Origin of the sequence: Halomonas sp. 18071143 (assembly GCF_019211725.1) — a bacterium.
Lineage (GTDB): Bacteria > Pseudomonadota > Gammaproteobacteria > Pseudomonadales > Halomonadaceae > Vreelandella > Vreelandella stevensii.
Window position 1 is genome coordinate 558,796 of sequence record NZ_CP078120.1, and the last position, 26,333, is coordinate 585,128.

Below are 26,333 nucleotides of genomic sequence, written 5' to 3' on the forward strand. Positions count from 1 at the left end.
GGTTTTGGGTAACATATATCACTGTTACCTTAAGAGGGCTATGTGGCAATAGTGTGACATCGAAAGCTCCTTTCTCTGCATTAAAGCGATTTATTGAAGTTGCTTCGCTTCTTGTCTTTTGTTGTTTTGCTAGTTGGTCGGTTGCTTTAATGCCTTATGGAATTGATTTTTTGTTAACTTGGGAGAGTTGGGCCTTCTGCTTTAAATGGCTGTTTGAGAGGCGGGTATATGTTTGGGTAAAGGGTTGAAAGGAGTGGGGAGAGTGGGTTTGGTTTTTTATTAGCCAGTTTTTTTAAGCTTAATCATCGTGATGGCGACAGCCTGTTTGTATTGGGAGTTGTTTTCATGCTGTTAGTTTTCTTGAGTTTTTGTAATGTGTTTAACAAATGTTAATAGTTTTGGGTTTTTGGGTATTTGATAGCGCAAACTATGAAAGTTTCTTGTTTGTATGTTTATAGTTGTCTATATTTTTGTCGCGTTATCTTCCTTTTAGTGTATAGAAATTATAAAAAATTCCGGGTGAGTATAGCATTTGTCTAACTGCAAAGGAGTGTAGAGATGAATAAGGTTACTGCAGAAGAGTATAATCTAGTGGAAGATAGAAGTCGCAATGGTTTGCCGGGCCCCCTGGGGGCCGAGGGTGGTTGTATAAGTATTGGTGAAGTGTTGGGGCTGTACGGTGAGCTGGGGGCAGAGTCACTGGAAGCCTTGACCAACGTTCGACAAAAACCTGTCGAGCTGAAGAGAAACCAGAAAGTCTTTTCGCTATGCGAGGGGCGTGCCGATATCTTCGTGGTGAAAGAGGGCTGGGCAAGTCTATCCCATGCCACTTCTACACGTGGGCAAGATATTTGTAACGTCTTCATGCCGGGCGATATTATCGGAATGCGAGAAAGCTTTTTCGAAAGTCACGATATCGTGATTCTCTCGCTGACACATTGCAAGTTGGAAAAAGTATCGGTAGATGATTTGCATGCGTTGTTTAAAACCAACGACGAAATCCGCAAGGCCATTACCTCGTATGTCATGGTCAACGACAATATTACCATCGAGCGTTTGCGAAGTTGTACGCATCATCGGTCAGAAGAGCGAGTGGCGCACTTCTTGTTGGAAGTCTATGCGCGATTCAATTTCAAAGGCCTGCTGAACAGCAACGTATTCTCCTTTCCGGTGACCCAGGACATCGTAGGAGAGCTTCTGGGCATGACCAGCGTGCACGTCAGCCGCTGCATGACCGCGTTGGAGCAGAAGAAGCTGATCCGCAAGACGCGTAGCAGCATCAAGTTGCTGCAGCCGGAAGAGATGGCGCGTAATACGGGCTTCGACCGGGATTTCATCTACGGCCATATATGCCTGGGTTAGCGCACGTCCCTCGCCCGCCACCCGCGCCGCTTACCTCGAGCGGCGCTTTTTTTGGGCCGATGTTTATCAAACATTGAAATTCGCCCGTAGTGCGCTGTGCGCAGGGTGGTTGCTGCGGTGGGCCTCAACGGGGTGTCCATGAGCATGAAAAAAATGTCATAACGCACGTTATGCGCGGGGTTCCCAAGGGTTGCAAGCCGTCATGCCTGGGCTAGGCTTCTCCCTGCACTGTGTTTCTGAATGAGACACGTTTTAACTGAAATTTAATCATACAAGGAGTGGATTAGATGACAGTCGGCAATACACCTCTCAAAAACCTGACGGCCCACAAGCAGTACAGCGACATGGCAGATACCCCTTCTGCCGGCAATACGCGAGTGGACCTCTATCCTACTCGGCTGGCCACCGCGCCGGCATCGTTGACCCAGGCACGCCGTGACGACGTGGTCAAAGGGCGTGCGCTGCCGGGGCCGCTGACCCAGGCGCAGCTGGATGAGTTCGAGCGCAAGGGCTATCTGTTTATTCCAGACCTGATCCATGGCGACGAGCTGGATGCGCTTCGCGATGAAATCGAGTCGTTGATGAACAACGATGCTTACCGTGAGCGGGAGTTCAGCATCACCGAGCCGGAAAGCCAGGAGATTCGTTCGCTGTTCGCCGTGCACCATCTCTCTGCCCGTTTGGGGGCGCTGGCCAGCGACGAGCGGCTGGCAGGAGCGGCACGTCAGATCATCGGTGACGACCCTTACGTGCATCAGTCGCGCATCAACTACAAGCCCGGCTTTGCAGGCAAGGGGTTCAACTGGCACTCGGATTTCGAGACTTGGCACGCCGAAGACGGTATGCCCAACATGCATGCGGTCAGTGCATCGCTGATTCTCACCGATAACCACGAGTTCAACGGCCCGCTGATGCTGATTCCAGGGTCGCACAAAGCGTTCGTCCCCTGCCTTGGCGAAACCCCCGAGGACAACCACAAAAGCTCGTTGAAAGCCCAGGAGGTCGGGGTGCCCAGCCAGGAGGCACTGCGCCATATGGTCGACCAGTACGGCATCGAAGCGCCAAAGGGGCGAGCAGGGGGCTTGCTGCTGTTCGATTGCAACACGCTGCACGCTTCCAATGCGAACCTGTCGCCGGACCCGCGCAGCAACGTCTTTTTCGTGTTCAATCGGCCGGACAACCGCTGTGGTGCGCCGTTTGCCGCCCCCAAGCAGCGCCCAGCGTTTCTGGCCCATGGGCCAGACCAGCCTTGGCAGCCGGGCGTTTAAACGTTTACGTGCTTTGGGTACATAAGCCAGGGTGCAAGAAAAGCAGCGGGAGGGTTGTGGAACAAGCGCCAGGGTGGGGTAGACTAGTGCGCCTGTCGTTGCGAATGCGGCACGCATAATGAGAAGGAGAATACCCGCCATGCGTTTTGTTCCACAGTTTACCGATGGCCAGGAGTTTCCCCACGCGCTGGGCAAAGTCGTGTGTGTAGGCCGCAACTACGCCGACCATGCGAAGGAACTGGACAACCCGGTTCCCAGTGAGCCGCTGCTGTTCATCAAACCGGCCACCAGCGTGGTGGATTTGACCAAGCCGTTGGACCCGCCGTTTTCACGCGGTGAGGTGCACTATGAAGTCGAGCTGGCGCTGCTGGTAGGGGAAACCCTGACCCACGCCACGCAGGATGAAGCGGAGCGCGCCATCGTCGGTATCGGCCTGGCGATGGATCTGACGCTGCGCGATGTGCAAACCACGTTGAAAGAGAAAGGCCATCCCTGGGAAATCGCCAAGGCCTTTGATGGGGCTTGCCCGCTGTCGCCGTTCCTGCCGTTGAGCCGCGTGCCCAACTGGAACGCGCTGAGCTTTGCGCTGGAAATCGACGGCGAGGAGCGCCAGCACGGTGAAGGCTCGGACATGATTTTTGCGATCCCGACGCTGGTCGCGGAAATGAGCCGTCATTTCACTCTGGAGCCCGGCGACGTCATCCTGACCGGCACGCCTGCGGGTGTAGGCGAGCTGACTCGCGGCGCATCACTGCGCTTCACGCTCACCGGCGGGCTGGAGATCAACACCAGCGTGGTCGAATAAACGACCCCACCGGCTGAACGTCAAAAGCCACCGCTGCCCTGGGCAACGGTGGCTTTTTTTATGCTGGAATGTCAGGCGAGAAGGGGGCTCCTGCCCCCTTGCTCTTGGCTCCTTACTCCTCCCCCCTTACCTCAGAGCGTTACTCCAGGTAAGTGTAGCCTTCCAGCCCTTCGGTCAGGCTGGCGGCAAAGTGCGCCTGCTCTTCGGCCGAGAAACCGCTGGTCACCAGCTGTTCGGTCAGCTTCTGCTTCAGGACGCGGGCATCGAAATTGACGTAGGCCAGCACGTCCGCCACGGTGTCGCCTGCCTGGGGGTTGGAGAGTACCCACTCGCCGTCGGCGCCCAGCGCGGCATCCACCGAGTCGGTATCGCCGAACAGGTTGTGCAGGTCGCCGAGAATCTCCTGGTAGGCCCCCACCAGGAAAAAGCCCAGCCAGCGCTCGTCATCGTTGGCCCACTCCGGCAGCGGTAGCGTGCTCTCGACGCCCTGGCCGTCCACGTAGCTGTCAATGCGGCCGTCGGAGTCACAGGTGATGTCCTGAATCACCGCGCGGCGAGTGGGCGCCTTGTCCAGCCCGCTGAGTGGCAGTACCGGGAAAATCTGCTCGATCCCCCAGACATCCGGCACCGACTGGAACAGCGAGAAATTGACGAACAGCTTGTCGGCCAGTTTCTCGGCCAGCTCGTCCATGATTTCCCGGTGGGCACGGTTGCGGGTATCGAGCTTGCCCCGCAGGCGCGCGCAGGCAGCCATGTAGAGGCGTTCGCCTTCGGCGCGGGCGCTGATGCTGCTCAAGCCCAGCACGAAGCGGTCCTGAAGCTCGCTGACGGCTTGCAGCAGGTCGTGCCAGGCTTCGACCAGCACCCTGGGCTCCTGGTGTTCGGCCAGCTGATCCAGCACGCGCCACAGCTCATCCACCTGGGGGTCGTCGGTGACGCTGCGCACCGGCGGCGTGTGGTCGATACGCTCTTCACCGATCACGTTGGTGATCAGCACCGCATGGTGAGCGGTCAACGAGCGGCCGGATTCACTGATCAGGTGCGGCTGTGGCAAGTCGGCTTCCTGACACAGCTGAGCGAAGGCGCTGACCACGTTGCGCGCGTACTCCTGCATGGAGTAGTTGGCCGAACAGTAGCTGCGCGAGCGGGTGCCTTCGTAGTCGATCCCCAGGCCGCCGCCCACGTCCACGGTGTCAATGGGGGCGCCCAGCGCCATCAGGTTCTGGTAGAAGCGCGCGCATTCGCGCAGGCCGCGCTGGATGTCGCGGATGTTGGCGATCTGGGAGCCCAGGTGGAAGTGCACCAGCTGCAGGCTGGCCAGGGCGTCCTGGGCGCGCAGGGTGTCCACGACTTCCAGGATCTGGCTGGCGGTGAGGCCAAACTTGGACTTTTCGCCACCGGTGTTCTGCCACTTGCCCTTGCCCACCGAGGCCAGCCGCGCGCGCAGGCCGATGCGCGGCGTCACGTCCAGCTCCCGGGCTTCTTCCAGAATCAGGTCCAGCTCGGAGAGTTTCTCCACCACCAGATAGACCCGGTGGCCCAGCTTCTCGCCCAACAGCGCCAGGCGCACGTATTCACGGTCTTTATAGCCGTTGCAGACGATCAGCGACGAACCGCCGTCGGAGAGCGCCAGCACCGCCAGCAGCTCGGGTTTGCTGCCCGCTTCGAGCCCTACGCGACCGTTGCCACGCTCCGAGGTGGCTAGAATCTCTTCGACCACGCGGCGCTGCTGGTTGACCTTGATCGGGTACACCGCCGTGTAGCCGCCCTCATAGGCCACATCCTGCATGGCGGCGTCGAAGGCGCCACACAATTGCTCAACGCGGTCGTGAAGAATGTCGCTGAAGCGTACCAGCACCGGTAAGCGCAGGCCGGCCTGCTGCAGCTGGCGAACCAGCGCGCTGATCGGCAGGGCAGGGCCTTCGGCATCGCTGCCCAGCGGGCGCACCAGCGCCTGGCCGTGATCATCGACATCGAAGTAGCCGCTGCCCCACTGGTCCATATTCCAGGTACGGCGGGCGCGTACAGCGGGGCTGCTGGTTGCGGCCATGTCACTCATCAGGAAGCCTCCGGGATAGGGAGTGCCCCCAGCGCGATGCGTGCCTTGAGGATCACGCGGAAACGCTCGGGGTCGTGGGGGGTCAGGTCATGGGCAGGCGGGTCCACATACACCACCAGCAGGCGCGACAGCCAGTAGCGCAACGCCGTCAAGCGCAGCATGGTGGGCCACAGGGCCCGCTCGGTGTCGGTCAGTGGGCGGCGTGCCTGGTAGGCGCTCAAAATCGCCTGATAGCGCTCGGCGTTCAGGCTGCCGTCCTCGTTGGAGGCCCAGTCGTTGATGACGATGGCCAGGTCGAACAGCAGGTCGCCGGTGCAGCCATTGTAGAAGTCGATGATGCCGCCCAACTGGTCGCCTTCATACAGGGTGTTGTCACGGAACAGGTCACCGTGCAGCGCCCCCTGGGGCAGCGCACCATACTGGCTGAACGCGGTCTCGAAATCATCGACCTCGTTTTTCATCAGGGTCTGGTCGTCGGGGCTGATGTAGGTCAGCACCTTGTGATGCACGGCGCGCAGCCAGTGCAGATCGCGGGGGTTGGGACGATGCCCCGGAAAATGCTGCGAGACCTTGTGCATACGCCCCAGCGCGCTGCCCAGCGCCTGGCACTGGACCAGGTTGGGGGCGGAGGGGTGCTTGCCGGGCAAGCGCGGGAACAGCAGGGCCGGTTTGCCCGCCAGGCTGTGCAGCGCCACCCCTTCGCGGTCATGAATGGTGCCTGGTACGGGCAGGCCGTGTTCATCCAGGTAGTCCAGCAGCTCGACGAAGAACGGCAGCTCTTCGTGCTCGCCTTGTTCGAACAGCGTGAGCACCATCTCGCGGCGCTCGGTGGTCACGAAAAACGTCGAGTTTTCCGTGCCGCCTGCCACGCCCTGAAGGGACACCAGGCTGCCAACATCGAATTTTTCCAGAAACGCGGCGACCTGTGCGTCGCTCAGCGGAGTAAATACAGCCATGAGAATCTCGCCCAGGTTGCTAAGCCGGTCATTGTAGCGGCTTGGCGCGTCAGTTGGCAGCGCTGTGAACGGTGAAGGGGCGCTTTCGCAGTGCTTTTCTGCAGTCGCGCCGCCGAACGCGTATCATTGCAGAATAGACGCTCTTACTGTTCTGCTGACTATGGAATCTGGTTATGGCCCGTGCCCCTATCGTGCTAGTTGATGGCTCTTCGTACCTTTACCGTGCGTTCCACGCGCTGCCGCCGCTGACGAACTCCAACGGCCAGCCCACGGGCGCCGTGAAAGGCGTGCTGAACATGCTCAAGCGGCTGATCAAGGACTACCCCGATAGCCCCATGGCGGTGGTCTTCGATGCGCCGGGCAAGACGTTTCGCGACGACATGTACAGCGACTACAAGTCCCACCGCCCGCCGATGCCCGATGACCTGCGTAGCCAGATCGAGCCGCTACACGCCTGCGTGAAAGCGCTGGGGCTGCCGCTGCTGTGCATCGAAGGCGTCGAAGCCGACGATGTCATCGGCACGCTGGCGCATCACGCCACCCAGGCCGGGCGTGACGCGGTGATCTCCACCGGCGACAAGGACATGGCCCAGCTGGTGAACCGCCATATCACGCTGGTCAATACCATGAAGGAAGAGACCCTGGATGAGGCTGGCGTCGAGGAGAAATTTGGGCTGCCGCCCGCGCTGATCATCGACTTCCTCGCGCTGATGGGTGACAAGGTGGACAACATTCCTGGCGTGCCCGGCGTAGGAGAAAAAACCGCCATTGGCCTGCTGCAAGGCATGGGGGGCGGGCTGGAGACCATCTATGGCGACCTGGAACGGGTCACCACGCTGGGCTTTCGAGGAGCCAAGACGCTCCCCAAAAAACTGGAAGAGCACCGCGAACAGGCGTTTCTCTCCTATCAACTGGCCACCATCAAGGTCGATTGCGACCTGCCCGTAGGGCTGGACGACCTGGAGATCGCTCACCCGGATCGGGAAGCGCTGGTGGCGCTCTACAAGGAGATGGAGTTCAAGCAGTGGCTGGCGGAGCTGCTGGAGGGCAAGGACGAGGGCGTGGACGACGTCAGCGGCGGCCAGCCAGCCCCGCAGGCCGAGCAGGTGGCGTCGGGCACGGCCCCAGGCCCACGCCGCGACCACGTGATCACCGAGCAGGCCGAACTGGACGCGTGGCTTGAGCGGCTGCGCAGCGCCGAGCGCTTCTGCTTCGATCTGGAAACCACCAGCCTCAACTACATGGATGCCGAGATCGTCGGGGTCGGCCTGGCGCTGGAACCCGGTGAAGCGGCCTATATCCCGCTGGCCCACGACTATCTGGATGCGCCTGCCCAGCTCGACCGCCGCAGCGTTCTCGAGGCGCTCAAGCCGCTGCTGGAAGATCCCGGCAAAACCAAGATCGGCCAGAACCTCAAGTACGATATTTCCGTATTGGCCAACGTGGATATTCACGTCACGGGGCCGTTTGCCGATACCATGCTGGCGTCCTACGTGCTCAACTCCACCGCGACCCGCCACGACATGGATTCGCTGGCCCTCAAGTACCTGGGGGAAAAGACCATCTCCTTCGAGGAGATTGCCGGGAAAGGCGCCAAGCAGCTCACCTTCAACCAGATAGCCCTGGAGCAGGCCGCGCCCTACGCCTGTGAAGACGTGGACATTACCCTGCGCCTGCAGCAGACGCTGCGCCCGCAGGTCGAGCAGGAAGGCCGCCTGGCCGAGGTGCTCGATCACCTGGAGCTGCCGCTGATCAAGGTGCTGTCGCGGATCGAGCGTAACGGGGTGGCGCTGGATGCCGAGCGCCTGCACCAGCAGAGCCAGCAGCTGGAGCAGCGTATTCGCGAGCTTGAAAGTGAAGCCTTCGAGCTGGCGGGCCGCGAGTTCAACCTGGGGTCCCCCAAGCAGCTGGGCCAGATTCTGTTCGAAGAGCAGAAAATTCCGGTCATCAAGAAAACGCCCAAGGGCGCGCCTTCCACCGCCGAGGCCGTGCTGGAAGAGCTGGCGCTGGACTACCCCTTGCCCAAGGTGATCATGCAGCACCGTGGCCTGGCCAAGCTGAAGTCTACCTATACCGACAAGTTGCCGCGCCTGTTGAACAAGAAAACCGGCCGCGTGCACACCAGCTATCACCAGGCGGTGACCGCCACCGGGCGGCTCTCCTCGTCGGACCCGAACCTGCAGAACATCCCGATCCGTACCGCAGAGGGGCGCAAGATTCGCCAGGCCTTCGTGGCCCGCCCCGGGTATCGCATCGTGGCCGCGGACTACTCGCAGATCGAGCTGCGCATCATGGCCCACCTGTCGGAAGACAAGGGGCTGCTGGAAGCCTTCGAACAGGGCCGCGACATTCATACCGCCACCGCCGCCGAAGTGTTTGGCACCGCGCTGGACAAGGTCACCGCCGACCAGCGCCGCAGTGCCAAGGCGATCAACTTCGGTTTGATCTATGGCATGAGCGCCTGGGGGCTGTCGCGTCAGCTGCATCTCGAACGCCAGCAGGCGCAGACCTACATCGACCGCTACTTCGACCGTTACCCCGGCGTTGCCCGCTACATGGACCGCATTCGCAGTCAGGCCGCCGAGAATGGCTTCGTCGAGACCGTCATGGGGCGGCGGCTCTACCTGCCCGAGATCCACTCGCAGAACCGCAACCGCCGTCAGGGGGCCGAGCGCACCGCAATCAACGCGCCCATGCAGGGCACGGCGGCAGACATCATCAAGCAGGCGATGATCGACGTGGATGCGTGGCTGGCGGAAGGGGCGTTCGATGCCCTGATGGTCATGCAGGTGCACGACGAACTGGTGTTCGAGGTGGCTGAAGCGCAGGTAGACGCGTTCATCGAGGAGGTCAGTGCACGGATGCAGTCGGCGGCCACACTGAGCGTACCGCTGATCGTGGAAGCCCAGAGCGGCGCCAACTGGGACGAAGCACACTAGAGGAGGCGCCGTTCAAACCCTGGTTGACTGGCCATCCACACAAAAACCCCACCTTGCGGTGGGGTTTTGCATACTGCCTGGGCCAGCGCTTAGCGCCAGTTGACGCGGTCGAAAATGCGCACGGCTTCCGGGTTGTTGTTACCCAGCTCGCTGATGTTCACTTCGTCGCGCTGGAAGTCGCCCCAGGACTCCAGAACCGGGTTCTTCTTCACGCCATCGACCACCGGGAACTCGTAGTTACGCTCGGCCAGCACTTCCTGGGCCTGGTCGGAAGCCAGGAACTCGAGGAAGCGGATGCCGTTCTCGGCGTTCTGCGCGTTGGCGACCAGACCTGCACCACCCACGTTGATGTGCGTGCCGCGATCATCCTGGTTCGGGAAGATCACGCCCACTTTACGGGCGGCTTCGCGGTCGGAAGCTTCGCTGGAGTGCAGCAGACGAACATAGTAGTAGTGGTTGGCCACGCCCAGCTCGCATTCGCCGCTGGCCACGCCCAGAATCTGGTCGGTATCACCGCCTTCCGGGTTGCGCGCCAGGTTGTTGACCACGCCCTGTGCCCACTCTTGCGCTTCTTCCGCACCGTGGTGCTCGATCATCGAGGCCAGCAGAGACTGGTTGTAGATGTTGTTGGAAGAGCGGATACAGATCTTGCCTTCGAACTGTGGGTCGGCCAGGTCTTCATAAGTAGCGATCTGGCTCGGGTCGAAGTTCTCACGGTTGTAGAAAATCACCCGTGCGCGCTGGCTGAAGCCAAACCACATGCCTTCGGGATGACGCATGGACTCCGGCAGGCGCTCGTTCAGCACGTCGGAATCCACGGCCTGGAACAGGCCATCCTGCTCGGCACGCCACAGGTTGCCGGCATCCACGGTCAGCATGACGTCGGCAGGGCTGGCCACGCCTTCACGCTGCATACGCTCCATCAACTGATTGGCGTCGCCTTCCAGCACATTCACCTTGATACCCGTTTCTTCGGTGAACGCGTTGTACAGAATCTCGTCTGAGTCGTAGTGGCGAGCGGAGTAGATGTTGACCTCGTTGGCCAGTGTGCTGCTGGCAAATGCCGAGCCAGCCATGACGGCGGCGACAGAGACTGCAAGACGTGCCTTTTTCATAACAAACACCCTAAATGTTTATGATAATAAGTTGCATTGTCAAACTGCGCCTATTGAAACGTCTTGTTCCATGGACGTCAAGCGAAATGCTAATGACACGCAACACTTTTTATGCATGTACGTGCATCTGCCGCCAATAGAAAATAGAATGCAAATAACTTTCAACCGTGTTCGCAGTCAGGCATCTGCGCTGCGCACTAACCATGGGTGAACGAATGACGGCAACGGTGTCATTTTCAGAGGTGGCAGCACCGGCGGCGGCGCTGTCGCTGCGGGGTGTCGAGCACACGTTTGCAGCCAACAAGGTGGTCAAGGGCATCGACCTGGAGATCGGCCAGGGCGAAGTGGTGTGCCTGCTGGGCCCTTCCGGCTGCGGCAAGACCACCCTGCTGCGTATCGCGGCAGGCCTGGAGGTGGTGCAGGAAGGCGAGGTCAGCCTGGACGGGCAGGCCATCGCGGCCCCAGGCAAGCGCCATGTGCCGCCCGAAAAGCGCAATGTGGGCCTGGCGTTCCAGGATTCGGCGCTGTTTCCCCATCTGAGCGTGTTGGAAAACGTCACCTTTGGCCTGAAGCAGCTGCCCTCCAGCCAGCGCCGCGCGCGTGCTTTGGAGCTGTTGGACCAGCTGGGCATGGCCGCCTATGCCGAGACTTACCCGCACATGCTGTCGGGAGGCCAGCAGCAGCGTGTCGCGCTGGCCCGCGCGCTGGCGCCTACGCCGCGGCTGATGCTGCTGGACGAGCCCTTTTCCAGCCTGGATGCCCGGCTGCGGGATCGTATCCGAGACGACACGCTGCACGTGTTGAAAAAGCTGGGTTCGGCCACGCTGCTGGTGACCCACGACCCGGAAGAGGCGATGTTCATGGCGGACCGCATCGCACTGATGCGCGATGGCAAGATCGTCCAGACCGGCACCCCTCGCGAGCTTTACTGTGCGCCCATCGACCCCTTCGTGGTGACCTTCTTTGGTGAGGTCAACGAGCTGGCGGGAGTGGTGCAAGGCGGGCGAGTGCAGACCCCCGTGGGCGCAGTGGATGCCAGCTGGCTGCCGGAAGGCAGTGACGTGCAGGTGATGATTCGCCCCGAGGCGCTGCGCATTCAGGAGCGAGACCTGCCAGCCGAAGCGCACAGCCATAGCCACGTGGTCATGGCCAAGCTGCTGGGCCGCACCAGCCTGATCCACCTGTGTGCCCATGGCACCGATGGCCAGGAAGCGCACCTGCATGCCCGTGTGCCTGGGGTGTTCCTGCCCCAGGAGGGCCAGCCCATCGACATCGATCTGGACCACTCCCAGGTCTTCATCTTCCCACGCTGAGGCGCGGGAAGACGTGTGTTTGAACTTACTCGGCCTGGCTGCCGGGGCGCGCTCGGCGCATGGCCAGGCTGAGGAGAATCACTGGTAGGATCCCCACCACCACGATGGTCAGCGAGGCCGTGGAGGCCTCCGCCAGCCGCTCGTCCGACGCCAGGTTATGGGCGCGTACCGCCAGCGTATCGAAGTTGAACGGCCGCAGGATGATGGTGGCCGGCAGCTCCTTCATGGCATCGACGAAGACCAGAATCCCCGCCGCCAACAGGCTGCTGCGCATCAGGGGCGTATGAATGCGTCGCAGCGTGCCCCCTGCGGTTTGGCCCAGGGTGCGCGAGGCGGCATCCATGCTGGGGGTGACCTTGCCCAGGCTGGCTTCCACGGCATTGAACGACACCGCCAGAAAGCGCACCACGTAGGCGTAGATCAGAATGAAGGCCGTGCCGCTGAAGACCAGCCCGATAATCTTGCCGTAGTTGGCGTGCAGCCAGGAGTTGAGGGTGTGGTCCAGCCAGGCAAAGGGAATCAGAATGCCGACCGCCACCACGGAGCCCGGAATGGCGTAGCCCATGGCCGCAATACGGGTGAACAGGCGTGCGCTGGGGGAGTTGTTGAGGCGTACGCCATAGCTCAGCAGCACCGCCAGCCCCACCGCAATCAGGGCCGCAATGGCCGACAGCGACAGGCTGTTCAGGGCGAAGCCGATGAAGCGCGTGCCGAACAGGCTGTCGCCAATCCGAATCGCCATGTTCAAGAGCAGGCCGCTGGGCAGCAGGAAGCCGATGGTGATGGGCAGCAGGCAGGCCAGAAACGCGCCGGTGGCCTGCCAGCCGCGCAGGCGGTACTCGGGCAGCTGCTGGTAACGGCTGGAGGTATGGAAGTAGCGCCGCTTGCCCCGTGACCAGCGCTCCAGCAGTACCAGCACGATCACGAAGGTCAGCAGGCAGGCCGCCAGCTGTGCTGCTGCCACCGGCTCGCCCAGTCCGAACCAGGTGCGGTAGATACCGGTGGTGAAGGTATCCACGCCAAAGAATTGCACCGCTCCGAACTCATTGAGGGTTTCCATCAGCACCAGCGACACGCCGCCCACCAGCGCAGGCCGCGCCAGGGGCAGGGCCACGGTGCCAAACAGGTGCCAAGGCCCGCGCCCCAGCGTGCGTCCCACGTCCAGCACGCACACCGACTGCTCCAGAAACGAAGCCCTGGCCAGCAGGTAGACATAGGGGTAGAGCACGAAGGTGATCAGCGTGATGGCGCCCCCCAACGAGCGAATGTTGGGAAAGTAGTAGTCGCCCACTCGCCAGTCGAACCACTCCCGCAGCATGCTCTGCAGTGGCCCCGCCACCTGCAGGAAGTCCGTGTAGGCATAGGCGATCACGTAGGTGGGAACGGCCAGCGGCAGCAGCAGCGCCCACTCGAAGATGCGCTTGCCGGGAAAGCGGCACATGACCACCAGCCAGGCGGTTCCCGTGCCAATCACCAAGGTACCGAGGCCTACCCACAGCACCAGCCAGAAGGTATTGCTGAGATAGCGGGGCAGGACGGTGCTGGCCAGGTGCTGCCAGATGCCGTCGGTGGGCAGCACGATATGGCCCAGAACCACCAGAATCGGCAGTGCCACGGTCAGCGCGATGAGAAACAGCGCAATAGACCAGGGGTTGAGCGACAGCGCAAAGCGTGAAGCGACCCCTGACAGCAGAGCCGATGATGGGCGGCGAGCGGGCGTGGACACGTCGTGATCTCCTTGGACGAGAAGCTGCGTGGCTCGTCAATGCGAAAAAATAGCGGTTGCAAATAGTATCACCTGCGCCGGTAGGGTGCAGCTCATCGGCCGCCCATTAAAAAACCCTGCCCGTGGGGCAGGGTCGAGGCGTGTACCCGTGGGGCTCCGTCAGTGGGCGGTCCAGCCGCCGTCCACCATCAGCGCGCTGCCCGTGACCAGCGCCTGCATGCCGTCCAGCCTGAAGCCGGGGGCCTGGGGAAGGTTCATGCGTCCACCGCCGAGGCGTAGGGCACCTCCTGTTTGCCATAGCGGCGCACGCGCTCGTTGGCCTGTTCGGCGTGGCCTGCAAAGCCTTCCAGCATGCAGAGTCGTGAGCAGTAGCTGCCGATCTCAGCCGAGGCTTCATCGGTCAATACCCGCTGATAGGTGCAGGTCTTGAGGAACTTGCCCACCCACAGGCCGCCCGTGTAGCGCGCTGCCTTTTTGGTGGGCAGCGTGTGGTTGGTGCCAATCACCTTGTCCCCATAGGCGACGTTGGTGCGCGGGCCGAGGAACAGCGCGCCGTAGTTGGTCATGTTCTCCAGGTAGAAATCCGGGTCTTCGGTCATGACCTGAACGTGCTCGTAAGCCATCTCGTTGGCCACTTGCAGCATTTCCTCGTGGCTGTCACAGACGATGATTTCTCCATGACTCTCCCAGGCCTGGCGCGCGATATCGGCGGTGGGCAGTTTCTGCAGCAGTTCCTCGATGGCCGCCAGGGTGTCCCGGGCCAGCGCTTCGGAATTGGTCAGCAGGGCAGCGGGGGAGGTTGGGCCATGCTCTGCCTGCCCCAGCAGGTCGGTGGCGCACAGCAAGCCGTCCACGCTCTCGTCGGCAATCACCAGCGTCTCGGTGGGGCCCGCGAACAGGTCGATGCCGACACGGCCATATAGCTGGCGCTTGGCCTCGGCGACGAACGCATTGCCGGGGCCCACCAGCATGTCCACTGGCGCGATGGAGTCGCTGCCGATGGCCATGGCACCCACGGCCTGAACGCCGCCGAGTACCAGAATCTCATCCGCGCCTGCCAGGTGCATGGCCGCTACGATGGCGGGGTGGGGCTTGCCCTTGTAGGGCGGCGCCGCCGCGATGACGCGTTTCACCCCGGCGACCTTGGCCGTCAGGACGCTCATGTGGGCAGACGCCACCATAGGGTAGGAACCCCCGGGGATATAGCAGCCCACCGCGTTCATCGGCAGATGTTTGTGGCCAAGGATGACGCCGGGGCGGGTTTCGATCTCGACCGGCTGCATGGAGGCCAGCTGCGCCTCGGCAAAGCGACGTATCTGGGCCTGGGCAAAGCGGATGTCGTCCAGGTCACGCTCGGACACTTCGCTCATGGCCTGAGCAATCTCGGCTTCGCTCAAACGGAAGTTTTCCGGTGACCAGCCATCGAACTTTTCCGACAGCTCGCGAATGGCGGCGTCGCCTCGGGCCTGGATGTCGGCCAGCGTACGCTCGACGGTTTCGCGTACCTGGCGGTCCGCTTCGGCGCGGGTTTCGAGGGAAGCACCGGCTTTGAGGTGGCGAATCATGACGCTCTCCTGAAAGGATTGTTGTTGGGTAGAGTCAGCTGGGTCGGGTCAGCATGATGGAGCAGAATAAGGCTAGGGCCTGTTGCATACGAATGCAAACACTTTTGGAGCATGCTATGTTGAACCGGATGCGGGTCTTGCAGGCCCCATTTGAAATGCGCCTGCCAGGGCGGGTCGCGCCATGGATTCAGCAGGGCAAGAACAATAAAATCACACGAGGTGAGTGGCCATGAGTACACAGGTAGCCGTCATTGGCGCGGGATTGATTGGGCGGGGCTGGGCAATCGTCTTTGCCCGAGCGGGCGTCACGGTAAGGCTTTATGACGTGGACGAGCAGCAGCTGACGCTGGCCAAGGGGCTCGTGATGGCGTCGCTGTTCGACCTGCAGGACGCTGGGTTGATCGACCAGGCGGAGGCCATCGCGGCGCGTATCCACTACTGCGCTGACCTTGCCAGCGCCGTGGCGGACGTCGAGTACGTGCAGGAGTGTGGGCCGGAGAACGTGGCCCTGAAACAAGCGCTGTACAGCCAGCTGGAAAGCGTCGTGACGCCCGACACGATCCTGGCCAGCTCCACGTCAGGTATCGTGGCGTCGCAGTTTGCGGGCCACTTGCAGCATCCGCAGCGCTGTCTGGTGGCGCACCCCGTCAACCCGCCGTATCTGGTGCCGCTGGTGGAAGTCGCACCCTCGGAGCAGACCCATGCAGCGGTGGTCGAGCGTACCCTGGTGTTGATGCAGGAAGTGGGGCAGGCGCCTATTCTGGTCAAGCGTGAGGTGCAGGGGTTCATTCTCAATCGGCTGCAGGGCGCATTGCTCAACGAAGCGCTGCGCCTCTTCCGTGATGGCTATGTGTCCGCCGAGGACCTGGATAAAACGGTTAAACACGGGCTGGGCCTGCGCTGGTCGTTCATGGGGCCTTTCGAGACCATCGACCTGAACGCCCCAGCCGGTGTCGTGGACTACGCCGGGCGCTATGGCCCGCTCTACCGTGACGTGGATACCCAGCGCAGCGCGGCCAACCCTTGGGAGCCCGAAACACTCGAACGCCTGGCGCAGGAGCGTCGCGAGATATTGTCGGAAGCACAGCTGGCCGAACGCCAGGCCTGGCGTGACCGCCGCCTGATGGCGCTGATGGCCCATCAGCGTCAACACGCCTAGCGCGGCGGGTGCCGGGGCCTTGCGACCAACCAGAGGATGAGCATGAAAAAACGGCCCGTGACGTCACGGCAAGTGGCAGAACTGGCGGGGGTGTCGCAGTCGGCGGTCAGTCGCTGCTTCTCTCCCCACGCCAGCATTGCCCCCCAGACCCGGGAAAAGGTATTGGCGGCGGCCCAGCAGTTGGGCTACCGCCCCAATGCCATCGCCCGCTCCTTGATTACGCGCTCGTCGCGCACCATTGCGGTCGTCATGACCCAGCTGGACAACCCGTTCTACGCCCAGATGCTGGAGTATGCCGCGCGGCGGTTTCAGCAGCATGGCTACCACCTGCTGCTGTTCATGAGCAGCAACGAGCAGCAGACGGCGGGCGTCATGGCGGACATTCTGCAGAGCCAGGCAGACGGCATTCTGATGCTGGCGGCGACGCTTTCCTCTTCGCTGGCCAGCGAGTGCGTCTCCCGAGGCATTCCGGTGGTGCTGATCAACCGCACGGTGGCCTTCGAGGGGGTCAGCCAGGTCGCCAGCGATAACTATCGTGGAGGCTATTGGGTGGGTGAGTTCCTGGTCGCTAGCGGTTATCGGCGCATCGCGCTGGTGGCCGGGCTTGCCGACTCTTCTACCAGCAGCCAGCGGCGTGATGGCTTCATGGCGGCGCTGGCGGCGCAGGGTGTTAGCTGTTGGGGGGAGGCATGCGGCGACTATGACTTCGCGGCAGCCCAGGCGGCGACCCGCAAGCTGTTCGAGGCGGCGCCCTACCCGGATGCGGTCTTTGCCGCCAATGACCATATGGCCATTGCGGTGATCGATACGCTCAGCGGCGAGCTGGGGCTACGCGTGCCTGAGGACGTGGCGGTGGTAGGGTTCGACGATATCCCCATGGCGGCCTGGCCGAGCTATCGGCTCACCACCGTTCAACAGCCGGTCGAGCCCATGGTGGACGAGGCGGTGGCCCTGCTGCTGGCGCAAATCGCCAGTGGGCAGGTCGCGGGGGAGCGAAAAGTATTGCCGGTGACGCCCATCGTACGCGCCAGCGCCCCGGCAACAGGGCGTGGTGTTGCGTCATCTTCATGAAGTTTGCCGCCTTGCCCGGCAAGGCGGCAACGCGAGGGCGTCAGTTTAGCCCAGCAGCATGCGCGGCAGGCCGGTGACCAACCAGGGGAAGAACGACATCAGCAGGCAGGCCAGCAGAATCAGCGCCACGAAGGGAATGACCGCTTTGTAGAGATCGACGATCTCCACACCCGGCGGTGAAACCCCTTTCAGATAGAAGAGCGCATAGCCAAACGGTGGCGTGAGGAAGGAGGTTTGCAGCACTACGGCCACCATCACCACGAACCACAGCGGATCGACGCCCATTTGCTGAACGATGGGCAGCATGATCGGGAAGCTGAGCAGGACGATGCCCGTCCAGTCCAGGAACATGCCCAGAATGAACACCAGAAACAGCATCATGATCAGCGCGCCGGTGGTGCCGCCCGGCATGGCCAGCAGCAGGTCCTGAATCACCTGCATGCCGCCACCCCGTGAGAACACCCCGGTGAAGGCGGTCGCGCCTACCAGCACCAGCATGACCATGGTCGTGGTCTTGCCTGCTTCCAGCAGCGTCTTGAAGCAGGTGGAGACCCGGCGGTCACCAAAGATCAAAAACAGGATAAAAGCAATGAACACGCCGATGGCCGAGGCCTCGGTAGCGGTGGCCACGCCGGTGAAGAGCGCGCCGAGTACCCCGAGGATCAGCGACATGGGCGGCACCACGTACTTGCCCAGCATGATCAGCAGTTGCCGAGTGCTGACTTCCGCACGCTCTTCCTTGGGTACCGGAGGGCCATAGGAGGGCTTGAAGTAGCAGATCAGCAGTACGTAGAGCGCGTACATTACCCCCAGCATCAGGCCGGGAATCATCGCCCCTGCAAACAGGGCGCCTACCGATACCGGCGAGTAGCTGGCCATCAGGATCAGCATGATGCTGGGCGGGATCAGGATGCCCAGACAGCCGCTGGCCATGATGACCCCGGTGCTCAGCTCCTTGTTGTAGCCATACTTGAGCATCGGCACCAGGGCAATCATGCCCATGACGGCAATGGAGGCGCCCACGATACCGGTGGTGGCGGCCAGCAGGACAGAGACGATGACCACGGTCAGCGCCAGCCCGCCCCGCAGGTTGGCCAGCAGCAGGCGCATGGCATCGAACATCTTTTCGGTGACCCCGGAATCGTTGAGAAACCGTGCCATCAGGACGAACAGCGGTATGGCAACCAGCACATAGTTGTCCATGGCGTTGCCGAAGATGTTGTTGATCAGGGTGCCCAGCACCCGCTCGCCAGGGCCGAGAAAGGCGCCGATGACGGCGACGCCGCCGAGCACGAAGGCCAGCGGATGGCCCATGAACAGGCCGATCAGCAGCCCGCCAAACATCACCAGCGCCAGCAGTTCAGGACTCAGGTTCATGCCGATTTCTCCTCGCGCAACTGCATGATGGCCCGCAGTACGATGGCAATGGCCTGCAGCAGGATGAGGGCAGCCGCCACCACGATAACGCCTTTGATCGGGTAGACGGGAATCGACACCATGCCGTAGGTGGTTTCACCCCGGGTGTAGGAGCGTTCGAAGAAGCGCCAGCCGTAGGTCAGCAGCATCCAGATGAAGGGAACGAAGAAAATCAGGTAGCCCAGGACTTCGATCAGGGCCTGGCGCTTGCGGGACAGCAAACGTTTCAGTACGTCGACCTCGACATGGGCATGATGGCGCAAACCGTAGGCGGCCATCAGCATGAAGTGGGCACCAAACAGCATCTTGGTAACATCGAACGCCCAGTCACTGGGGCGGCCGAGAAAAAAGCGTGACGCAATGTCGTACAGCACGATGAGGGTAATGATGGCAATCAATGGCGCGATCAATCGCCCAAACAGCTCATTGATTGCATCGATCGCCTTGGCAATCGCATTCATGGAAGATCTCCGCGGTCAGCATACAAAACCGCCCCGGTCGGCCCGGGGCGGCGCAGAAACGCCTTACAGGCAGGCTTCGATCTCTTCCAGTGAGGGCAGGTTATCCATGGTGCGGCTCATGTTGAAAGGAGCCGAGACGTCGCGCCATTTGGCGTAGTCTTCCAGGTAGGTCACCATGGAGTGGTAGACCTTGGCGTGGTCACTGTTTTCACAGGCGCCGCGCACGATGACCTCGTTGGTGATCTCCTGAATGCGGGCCAGATCCTCTTCCGAGAACTGGTTGATGGTGATACCCGCATCGATGAACTTCTGGGTGGCATCGGTGGACTCACGCTCGGACCAGGCCAGTGACCAGGCCATGGTGGCGTCGGCAGCGATGCGCAGCTTCTGCTGGGTCTCTTCCGACAGCGCGTTCCAGGCGTCGAGGTTGATCATGACCCCGAAGACGCTGGCGGACTGGTGCCAGCCAGGCGTGGCCCAGTAGTCGGCCACTTCGGCAAAGCCTGCGTTGTAATCCACGCCGGGGGTCGAGAACTCACCGGCATCGATCACGCCACGCTCGATGGCCTGATAGACTTCGCCACCGGCCAGGGTTACCTGAGAGCCACCCAGGGCTTCCAGCACGCGGCCCTGGTCACGGCCCGAGAGACGCAGACGCTTGCCTTCCAGGTCGGCGATGCTTTCGATGGGCGTACGGCCCATGAAGCCGGACTCGTTGTTGAGCGCGGCATAGGGCAGGTACATCATGTTGTACTGGCCGTAAATCTCTTCGTACAGTTCACGGCCGCCCCACTGCTGAATCCAGTTGATGTAGTCAACGGCGTTGAACAGGCTGGTGGTGGTGGCCAGCGGCGAGAACGCGGGGTTCAAGCCTGCCCAATAGCCTGGCCAGTCACCGGCGGCTTCGATACTGCCGGTTTCGGTGGCATCGAACACTTCCGTGCCGGGCATCAGCGTACCGCCCGCGCGGAAGTTGATCTGTACTTCGTCTCCCGCCAGCTGGTTGACCAGCTCGGCCCAGTGCTGATCGAGCTTGATCAGGTCGAGGTTTTCGGGCCAGGTGGAGGTCATGGTCCACTGCTCTTGTGCTTGAGCAGTCGTGGTGAGAGCGGCAAATGCGACACCAGCAGCAAGGCTGGTCAAGGAAAATTTTGTAGTCTTTTTCATTATCAATTTCCTGGTACTTTGGCGGTTGGCGTTATTAGTGTTGATTACCTGAAAGCAGGAAAGCACAGCGAGTAGGGCTGACGTTTACGTAAAGTAAAAGCGGCCAAGGCTGTACCGCTAAGCTAGCACACTCCCCCCGCTGCGGCGCAATATCAGAGTTTGCAGGAAGTTAACGCACGCCATGAAACATCGATTGATGTAAAAATTGTTTAAAAACATTTGGTTAAGTAATTGTTTAAACGGTTGGACAGGTCTGGATAGCGCGTTGAAGCGTTGAAAATGTGTGCCTTGTTGTACCAAAGTTGTAAGCAATCGACCCTTGAGGAGCGTGATGAGCGAAGCAAGTGATGACCGCCGCATATCACTACTGGTGGGCCATGCGCGGCGCTGGCAACGCCGCCGTTGGCGGGGGCTCGTGTGGCTCAGCGGGCATGCCGAGCACGCTCGCCGACTGGCGCTCACGCTGTGGCACGCCCAGCCGTGGCAAGCGCCATTGTGGGTGGGCGACCCGCAGGAAGCCCCCGTGTCGCCTTGCCTGCCCGCAGCCAAAGCGCGCACGCGACTGGGGGCCGAGCATCAGCTGATCGTCATGGACGTCAGCGGTCGTGACGGGCTGGACCCGGACGCCCTGGGCGCGCTGGCCGGCACGCTGACGGCGGGTGGCATACTGCTGCTGGTAACCCCCGAGCCATGGGGTGAGCGCCCCGACCCGAACTACGCACGCTTTGCCGACCACCCCTGGCAATGGACCGCGCTGAGCAGCTTTTACCTGGCACGTTTGGCGCGCCAGCTCAGTGCTTCGCCCCAGGTGGTGCGCTGGCCGGTGGCTGGCCCGCTGGTGCTTTCCAGGCTGCCCGCCGGGCAGCCCTCGCCACGCCGCCCTGAAGACCCCGCCTGCCTGACGCCCGACCAGGCCCGTGCGGTCACGGCCCTGAGCAAGCTCAAGCGTCGCCGCCCGCTGGTCATCACGGCCGACCGAGGGCGCGGGAAAAGTGCGGCGCTGGGCATTGCCTGTGCGCGCTTGCTGCAACAGGGGAGCTACCCGCGGCTACTGGTCACCGCCCCCAGAGCCAGCGCGGTGGACAGCCTGTTCGAGCGTGTCATGGTGCTGTGCCCTGAGGCGCAGCGCCGCGGCCATGAGGTGCAGCTGCCTGCCACGGGAAGCTCGCTGTGCTTCTTGCCACCCGACCTGCTCGATACCCAGCTGGCTCAGGGCACGTTGGGAGGCAGCGGGGCGCTGCTGCTGGTGGATGAGGCCGCGGCACTCCCAGCAGCTATGCTGGCCCGCTGGCTGGCCGCGTTCCCGCGTATGGCCTTTGCCACGACGGTGCATGGTTACGAGGGCTCTGGCCGGGGCTTTGCGCTGCGTTTTCGGGAGGTGCTCGAGCGCCAGACACCCCAGTGGCGGGAGCTGACCCTGGACACCCCGATTCGCTGGGCAGCCAATGACCCTCTGGAAAGCGTCATTCAACAGGCGCTGCTGCTGAGCGCGCCGCTGCCTGAGGCTCACGCGCATGGCCTCATCGACGCGCAGACCCTCAGCGTGAGCCAGGTACAGCTGGCTGCCAACGAGCCGTTGCTGGAGCAGCTGTTTGGCCTGCTGGTGCAGTCGCACTATCGCACCACCCCCAGCGACTTGCGCCAGCTGATGGATGGCCCCGGCACGCAGCTGCGCATGGTGATGGCAAGCCAGGGGCACGCCTCGACTGCTGCCACGGGGGCCACCGATACGGCGCCGCTGGCAGTGCTGGTCACTCGGGAGGAGGGCGGCTTTGACCCGGCGCTGGCCGAACAGGTGGCGCTGGGCCAACGGCGGCCCCAGGGGCATTTGCTGGCCCAGTCCCTGGCGGCTCACGGAGGGCATCGCGAGGCGTTGACCGCCCGCTGGCGCAGGGTGGTGCGCATTGCGGCTCACCCCGAGCGGCGTCGCGAAGGTTTGGGGCGCAGGCTGTTGGTAGCCGATATGGCCAGCGCAGCAGAGCAGGGCGTGGCGCTGTATGGCGCCACCTTCGGCGCGGAGGCGGGGCTACTGTCATTCTGGCTGGCCCTTGGGTTCACGCCGGTGCGCCTGGGCGTGACCCGGGAAGCGGCCACGGGGGAGTATGCCATCATGGTCGCCAAACCGTTGAACGAGATCGGCCAGGCCGTATTGCACAGTATGCAGCAAGGTTTTGTGGCGTCTTTGCAGGGGCTATTGGCCTTCGAGCTACGCGACTTACCCGCGCCGGTGGTGGCGCTGCTGCTGTCCGAGCTGCCTGAACGGCCGCTGAGTGCCGTGGAGCGACAAACGATTCACGACGTGGCCTATGCCCATCGCGACCCCGCCCTGGCGCGGGCTGCCTTGCAGGCGCTGGGGCGGGAGGCCAGCCGTGCGCCGCTGGGAGAGGCCCGGCTAGCGCATCAGCAGCTGGTGGCCTGGGCCTACCAGAATCAACCGCTGGCCGATGCCCCGCGCGAAGCCACGCAGCAACTGCGCCGAGTGACACAGCAGCTGATGACCGCGTCGATGCTTTTCTCGGATGGGCAGGAGCGGTTAAAGTAGCCCGGTTATCGATGACGAAGAGTTTCCATGAACGCACATCTAGAAGCGCTCGCGCCCACGTTGGTGTGGCAGCATTTTCGCACGCTGTGTAATACCCCTCGGCCATCGGGCCACGAGGCAGCGCTGGTCGCCAAGCTGGAAGCCTGGGCCGATGGCCTGGGGCTTGCCCATGACCGGGATGCCTTCGGCAACCTGCGTATCCGTAAGCCCGCATCACCGGGGTGTGAGGCAGCGCCGGGCATCATCCTGCAGGGGCACCTGGACATGGTGGCGCAGGCCAACGCAGGCCAGGCCCACGATTTCACGCGGGACCCCATTCGCACGGTGGTCAAGGAGGGGTGGCTGCACGCTGAGGGCACCACGCTGGGGGCTGACAACGGCATGGGCGTGGCTGCCATTCTGGCCGTGCTGGAGGACCCGGAACTGACCCACGGGCCGCTGGAAGCGCTGTTCACCCTGGAGGAAGAGACCTCCATGGGCGGGGCGCTCAATCTGGCCGAGCAGTGGCTCGAGGGCTCACTGTTGCTCAACCTCGATAGTGAAGACCGTGGCCAGGTCTATATCGGCTGCGCGGGCGGTGCCGACGTGGTGGTGGATGCCCAACTGCCTGGTGCTGCGCTGCAGCCCGATGAGCAGGTCATCTCGCTCTCCTTGACCGGCCTCAAGGGCGGTCATTCGGGCATGGATATCGACAAGCCGCTGGGCAATGCCAACCGACTGCTGGTACGCGTGCTGTGGGCGCTTGAAGCCTTCGATGCGCGGCTGGTGAGCTATCAGGGCGGCACCCTGCGCAATGCCATTCCCCGTGAAGCCTTTGCCCAGGTGGCGCTGCCCGCCGACGATGTCGAGGCCGCGCTGGCCACGGTGGAAACCCTCGCTAGAACGCTCAAGGCGGAGCTGGGTAGCTGTGACCCTGGCCTGGTGCTGACGGCTACGCAAGCGGCCCCTGCCGAGGCCGAACCGCTGACCCGCGACGCCAGCGCCATGCTGCTGGCCGCCTTGCATGCGGCTCCTTGTGGGGTCGAGCGGATGAGCGCCGATGTGCCGGGGGTGGTCGAAACCTCCAACAATCTTGGCGTGCTGAGCGTGGAGCAGGGACGTTTTCACCTCTGTGCACTGGTGCGCTCGCTGCACGACAGCGCAGCGATGGCCATGGCCGGGCGCTTCCAGGCGCTGTTCGGGCTGATGGGTGCCCGCGTAAAGGTCGAAAATGGTTACCCAGGCTGGGCGCCCAACCCGGAAAGCCCGCTGTTGGCCACCTTCAATACTCGCCATGCGGCGCTGATGGGCCACGCTCCAGAGGTGAAGGTCATTCATGCCGGGCTGGAGTGCGGGATTCTGGGCAGCAAGTACCCTCATCTGGACATGATCTCGTTCGGGCCCTTGATTCGCGGGGCTCACTCACCGGACGAGCGCGTCGAAATTGCTTCCGTGGCGGAGTTCTGGGCCATGCTGCGTGATCTGATCGAAACCCTGGCCAGGCAAACCGCCGACTCGGCCAGTCGCCAGGTCTGAGCTGACATGCCCGCCCAGCAACATTGGCGGGCAACAAAAACGGCACCGCAAGGGTGCCGTGGGTGGTGTCTCGGCGGTGCGCCGCCGAGAGGCCTACTTGCCCAGGTAGGCGTTGAGCATCCAGACGGTCTTTTCCTGCTCGCGAATGTAATCGCCCGCCTGAGAAGCGGTACCTTCGTCGTCGGCATCCGAGGCCAGCGACAGCAGCTCGCGCTGCAGCTCGATCAATGTCTGATATCCGCTGAGCACGCCTTTGACGCAGGTTTTGCCGTCGTGAACGTCCTTGTCTTCCTGAATGCGCGACAGGGCGATGTAGTCGCTGTAGGCGTGGACAGGCTTGTGCCCCAGGGTCAGGATGCGTTCGGCGACTTCGTCCACTTTGGTCAGCAGGTCGGTGTAGAACTCTTCGAACTTGGCATGCAGCTCGAAAAAGTCGTTACCCTTGACGTTCCAGTGGTAGCCCCGCACGTTCATGTAGAAAATCTGGTAGTTGGCCAGTAGATGATTCAGCTTTTCCGCAAGCTGGCTGGCGCTGCCTTCGTGTAGGCCAATGCTGTTGGTATCTTCCATTGTCTGCTCCTCCATCGTTTCGTTTTTTCCAGCTTAAGGCCCTGGTTGACCAATGCAAAACAGGTTTTTTGCATCGCCACCATAGCGGCCTGCCATGACCGGCGGTGAGCTGGCGACGGCTGACTCATCGCAACATATCAAGAGATGTTGGCGACTCGGCGATTTTTCAAGGGGGCCGCCGCCTTCAATGGGCCAGCCACAGCCGGGCTATGCTGTCGCAGCGGTCGCTGAGCAGTTCAGCGGTACGCGGCAGGGCGTCTTCCAGGCCCATGGGGCCATCGGCCAGGGCAAAGGCGGCGGTGACGCCTTCATTCAAGCAGGCCTGCCAGCCATCCCCCAGGCTGCCCGCCAGCACGATGACCGGCTTACCCAGGCGCTGGGCGGCACGGGCCACGCCAATCGGGGTCTTTCCAGAGAGACTCTGGCCATCCAGGCGGCCTTCTCCGGTGATCACCAGATCCGCCTTGGCCAGCAGGCTGCTCACCTGGGCTTGCTGCATGATCATGTCGATACCCGGCGAGAGTCTGGCGTTCAAGAAGCTGCTGGCGGCAAAGCCCATGCCGCCCGCGGCACCCGCGCCTGGCATGTCTCGGTCATCGCGACCCAGGGCTTCTACGGCGAGCGTGGCAAAGTGCCCCAAAGCGCGGTCGAGGGTGGCCACGTCGTCGGGGCTGGCCCCCTTTTGCGGCCCGAACACGGCGCTGGCACCGCGCTCACCGAGCAGCGGGTTATCCACGTCCACGGCGGCCGTGACGTCCAGGCTGGCCAGCTTCGGGTCCAGGGTGGAGAGGTCCAGCGTGGCCAGCTGCTGCAGGGCAGCCCCGCCGGGAGGCAGCGGCTGGCCATGCTGGTCGAGCAGCCTGGCCCCCAGCGCCTGCAGCATGCCGGCGCCCGCATCGTTGGTGGCGCTACCGCCCAACAGGAGCAGGGCCTGGGTGGCACCGGCGTCCAGGGCCGCCAGGAACAGTTCGCCCACGCCATGGGTGCTGGTATGCAGGGCGTTGCGCTCGTCGCTGTTCAAGTGCTGCAAGCCGCTGGCTTCTGCCAGCTCGATAAACGCGGTACGCTGCTCGCCAAGCCAGCCCCAGCGGGCCTGGCGGGGTCTGCCCAGGGCATCTTGAACGGTGAGCGTGCGACACTCTGCCTGAGTGGCTGCCATCAAGGCATCCAGGCTGCCCTCGCCGCCATCGGCCAGCGGGCAGAGGTGCGTGATGGCCGAGGGTGCCGCCCGTGTAATGCCGTGTGCCATGGCCTGGGCCGCTTGTTCGGCGCTCAGGGCATCCTTAAAACTATCCGGGCAAAGCAGTACATTCATCGCACAACC

The 26,333-nt window shown here is 62.5% G+C and carries 19 protein-coding genes; 9 read left to right on the forward strand and 10 right to left on the reverse strand.

The features are described from left to right. Positions 1-558 precede the first annotated feature (558 nt). From KVY02_RS02755 to KVY02_RS02765, 3 genes are all read left to right on the forward strand, one after another. On the forward strand, positions 559-1,362 hold the full coding sequence (locus KVY02_RS02755; protein ID WP_016916070.1) for a Crp/Fnr family transcriptional regulator: 804 nt from the start codon (positions 559-561) through the stop codon (positions 1,360-1,362). 287 nt (positions 1,363-1,649) lie between these two features. Beyond that, positions 1,650-2,630, forward strand: a complete 981-nt coding sequence (thpD, locus tag KVY02_RS02760) for an ectoine hydroxylase (RefSeq protein ID WP_218314277.1) — start codon at positions 1,650-1,652, stop codon at positions 2,628-2,630. 139 nt (positions 2,631-2,769) lie between these two features. Further along, positions 2,770-3,435 (forward strand): fumarylacetoacetate hydrolase family protein, encoded by a 666-nt coding sequence (locus tag KVY02_RS02765; RefSeq protein ID WP_100731015.1) that lies wholly within the window; start codon positions 2,770-2,772, stop codon positions 3,433-3,435. Positions 3,436-3,574: 139 nt separating this feature from the next. Here KVY02_RS02765 and speA read toward each other — a convergent pair whose 3' ends face one another. Continuing rightward, positions 3,575-5,485, reverse strand: coding sequence for a biosynthetic arginine decarboxylase (speA, locus tag KVY02_RS02770; protein WP_371317415.1), 1,911 nt, complete (start codon positions 5,483-5,485; stop codon positions 3,575-3,577). An 8-nt stretch (positions 5,486-5,493) separates the two neighbouring features. Beyond that, positions 5,494-6,450, reverse strand: coding sequence for a homoserine kinase (locus KVY02_RS02775; RefSeq protein WP_081192761.1), 957 nt, complete (start codon positions 6,448-6,450; stop codon positions 5,494-5,496). A 173-nt stretch (positions 6,451-6,623) separates the two neighbouring features. Here KVY02_RS02775 and polA point away from each other — a divergent pair, with 173 nt between their 5' ends. Continuing rightward, complete coding sequence (gene polA, locus KVY02_RS02780) at positions 6,624-9,389, forward strand: DNA polymerase I (RefSeq protein WP_218314278.1); 2,766 nt, start codon at positions 6,624-6,626, stop codon at positions 9,387-9,389. An 89-nt stretch (positions 9,390-9,478) separates the two neighbouring features. On the opposite strand, the gene KVY02_RS02785 is transcribed toward polA, so the two are convergent. Further along, positions 9,479-10,504, reverse strand: a complete 1,026-nt coding sequence (locus KVY02_RS02785; protein ID WP_039182799.1) for a Fe(3+) ABC transporter substrate-binding protein — start codon at positions 10,502-10,504, stop codon at positions 9,479-9,481. Between the two features lie 215 nt (positions 10,505-10,719). Between KVY02_RS02785 and KVY02_RS02790 the strand changes: the two genes are divergently transcribed. Continuing rightward, the gene (locus tag KVY02_RS02790) at positions 10,720-11,817 is read left to right on the forward strand and encodes an ABC transporter ATP-binding protein (protein WP_039182802.1); all 1,098 of its coding nucleotides are present in this window, start codon (positions 10,720-10,722) and stop codon (positions 11,815-11,817) included. Positions 11,818-11,842: 25 nt separating this feature from the next. Here KVY02_RS02790 and KVY02_RS02795 read toward each other — a convergent pair whose 3' ends face one another. Both KVY02_RS02795 and hisD read right to left on the reverse strand, forming a co-directional pair. Next, on the reverse strand, positions 11,843-13,543 hold the full coding sequence (locus tag KVY02_RS02795; protein WP_218314279.1) for an ABC transporter permease: 1,701 nt from the start codon (positions 13,541-13,543) through the stop codon (positions 11,843-11,845). 254 nt (positions 13,544-13,797) lie between these two features. Then, positions 13,798-15,108: a histidinol dehydrogenase gene (gene hisD, locus KVY02_RS02800; RefSeq protein ID WP_016916080.1), complete on the reverse strand. Its 1,311-nt coding sequence runs from the start codon at positions 15,106-15,108 to the stop codon at positions 13,798-13,800. Positions 15,109-15,337: 229 nt separating this feature from the next. Between hisD and KVY02_RS02805 the strand changes: the two genes are divergently transcribed. Further along, positions 15,338-16,267, forward strand: a complete 930-nt coding sequence (locus tag KVY02_RS02805) for a 3-hydroxyacyl-CoA dehydrogenase (RefSeq protein ID WP_218314280.1) — start codon at positions 15,338-15,340, stop codon at positions 16,265-16,267. 42 nt (positions 16,268-16,309) lie between these two features. Continuing rightward, on the forward strand, positions 16,310-17,338 hold the full coding sequence (locus KVY02_RS02810) for a LacI family DNA-binding transcriptional regulator (protein WP_218314281.1): 1,029 nt from the start codon (positions 16,310-16,312) through the stop codon (positions 17,336-17,338). A gap of 45 nt (positions 17,339-17,383) precedes the next feature. Here KVY02_RS02810 and KVY02_RS02815 read toward each other — a convergent pair whose 3' ends face one another. The 3 genes from KVY02_RS02815 to dctP form a co-directional block, all read right to left on the reverse strand. Then, positions 17,384-18,715, reverse strand: a complete 1,332-nt coding sequence (locus tag KVY02_RS02815) for a TRAP transporter large permease (protein WP_016916082.1) — start codon at positions 18,713-18,715, stop codon at positions 17,384-17,386. After that, on the reverse strand, positions 18,712-19,215 hold the full coding sequence (locus KVY02_RS02820) for a TRAP transporter small permease subunit (protein WP_016916083.1): 504 nt from the start codon (positions 19,213-19,215) through the stop codon (positions 18,712-18,714). Before KVY02_RS02820 ends, KVY02_RS02815 begins: the two co-directional genes overlap by 4 nt. 63 nt (positions 19,216-19,278) lie before the next feature. Further along, the gene (gene dctP / locus KVY02_RS02825; protein WP_218314282.1) at positions 19,279-20,382 is read right to left on the reverse strand and encodes a TRAP transporter substrate-binding protein DctP; all 1,104 of its coding nucleotides are present in this window, start codon (positions 20,380-20,382) and stop codon (positions 19,279-19,281) included. A gap of 331 nt (positions 20,383-20,713) precedes the next feature. On the opposite strand from dctP, the gene KVY02_RS02830 reads away from it, so the two are divergent. Further along, positions 20,714-22,924 (forward strand): GNAT family N-acetyltransferase, encoded by a 2,211-nt coding sequence (locus KVY02_RS02830; protein ID WP_218314284.1) that lies wholly within the window; start codon positions 20,714-20,716, stop codon positions 22,922-22,924. A gap of 27 nt (positions 22,925-22,951) precedes the next feature. After that, entirely contained in the window at positions 22,952-24,439 is a 1,488-nt protein-coding gene (locus KVY02_RS02835; RefSeq protein WP_218314286.1) for an aminoacyl-histidine dipeptidase, read from the forward strand. Positions 24,440-24,532: 93 nt separating this feature from the next. Here the strand turns inward: KVY02_RS02835 and KVY02_RS02840 are convergent, their stop codons facing one another. Continuing rightward, positions 24,533-25,009 carry a Dps family protein gene (locus KVY02_RS02840; protein WP_096921498.1) on the reverse strand — a complete coding sequence of 159 codons (477 nt, stop codon included), beginning with the start codon at positions 25,007-25,009 and terminating at the stop codon, positions 24,533-24,535. A 184-nt stretch (positions 25,010-25,193) separates the two neighbouring features. Next, positions 25,194-26,324 carry a glycerate kinase gene (locus KVY02_RS02845; protein WP_189463898.1) on the reverse strand — a complete coding sequence of 377 codons (1,131 nt, stop codon included), beginning with the start codon at positions 26,322-26,324 and terminating at the stop codon, positions 25,194-25,196. Between the last annotated feature and the right edge of the window lie 9 nt (positions 26,325-26,333).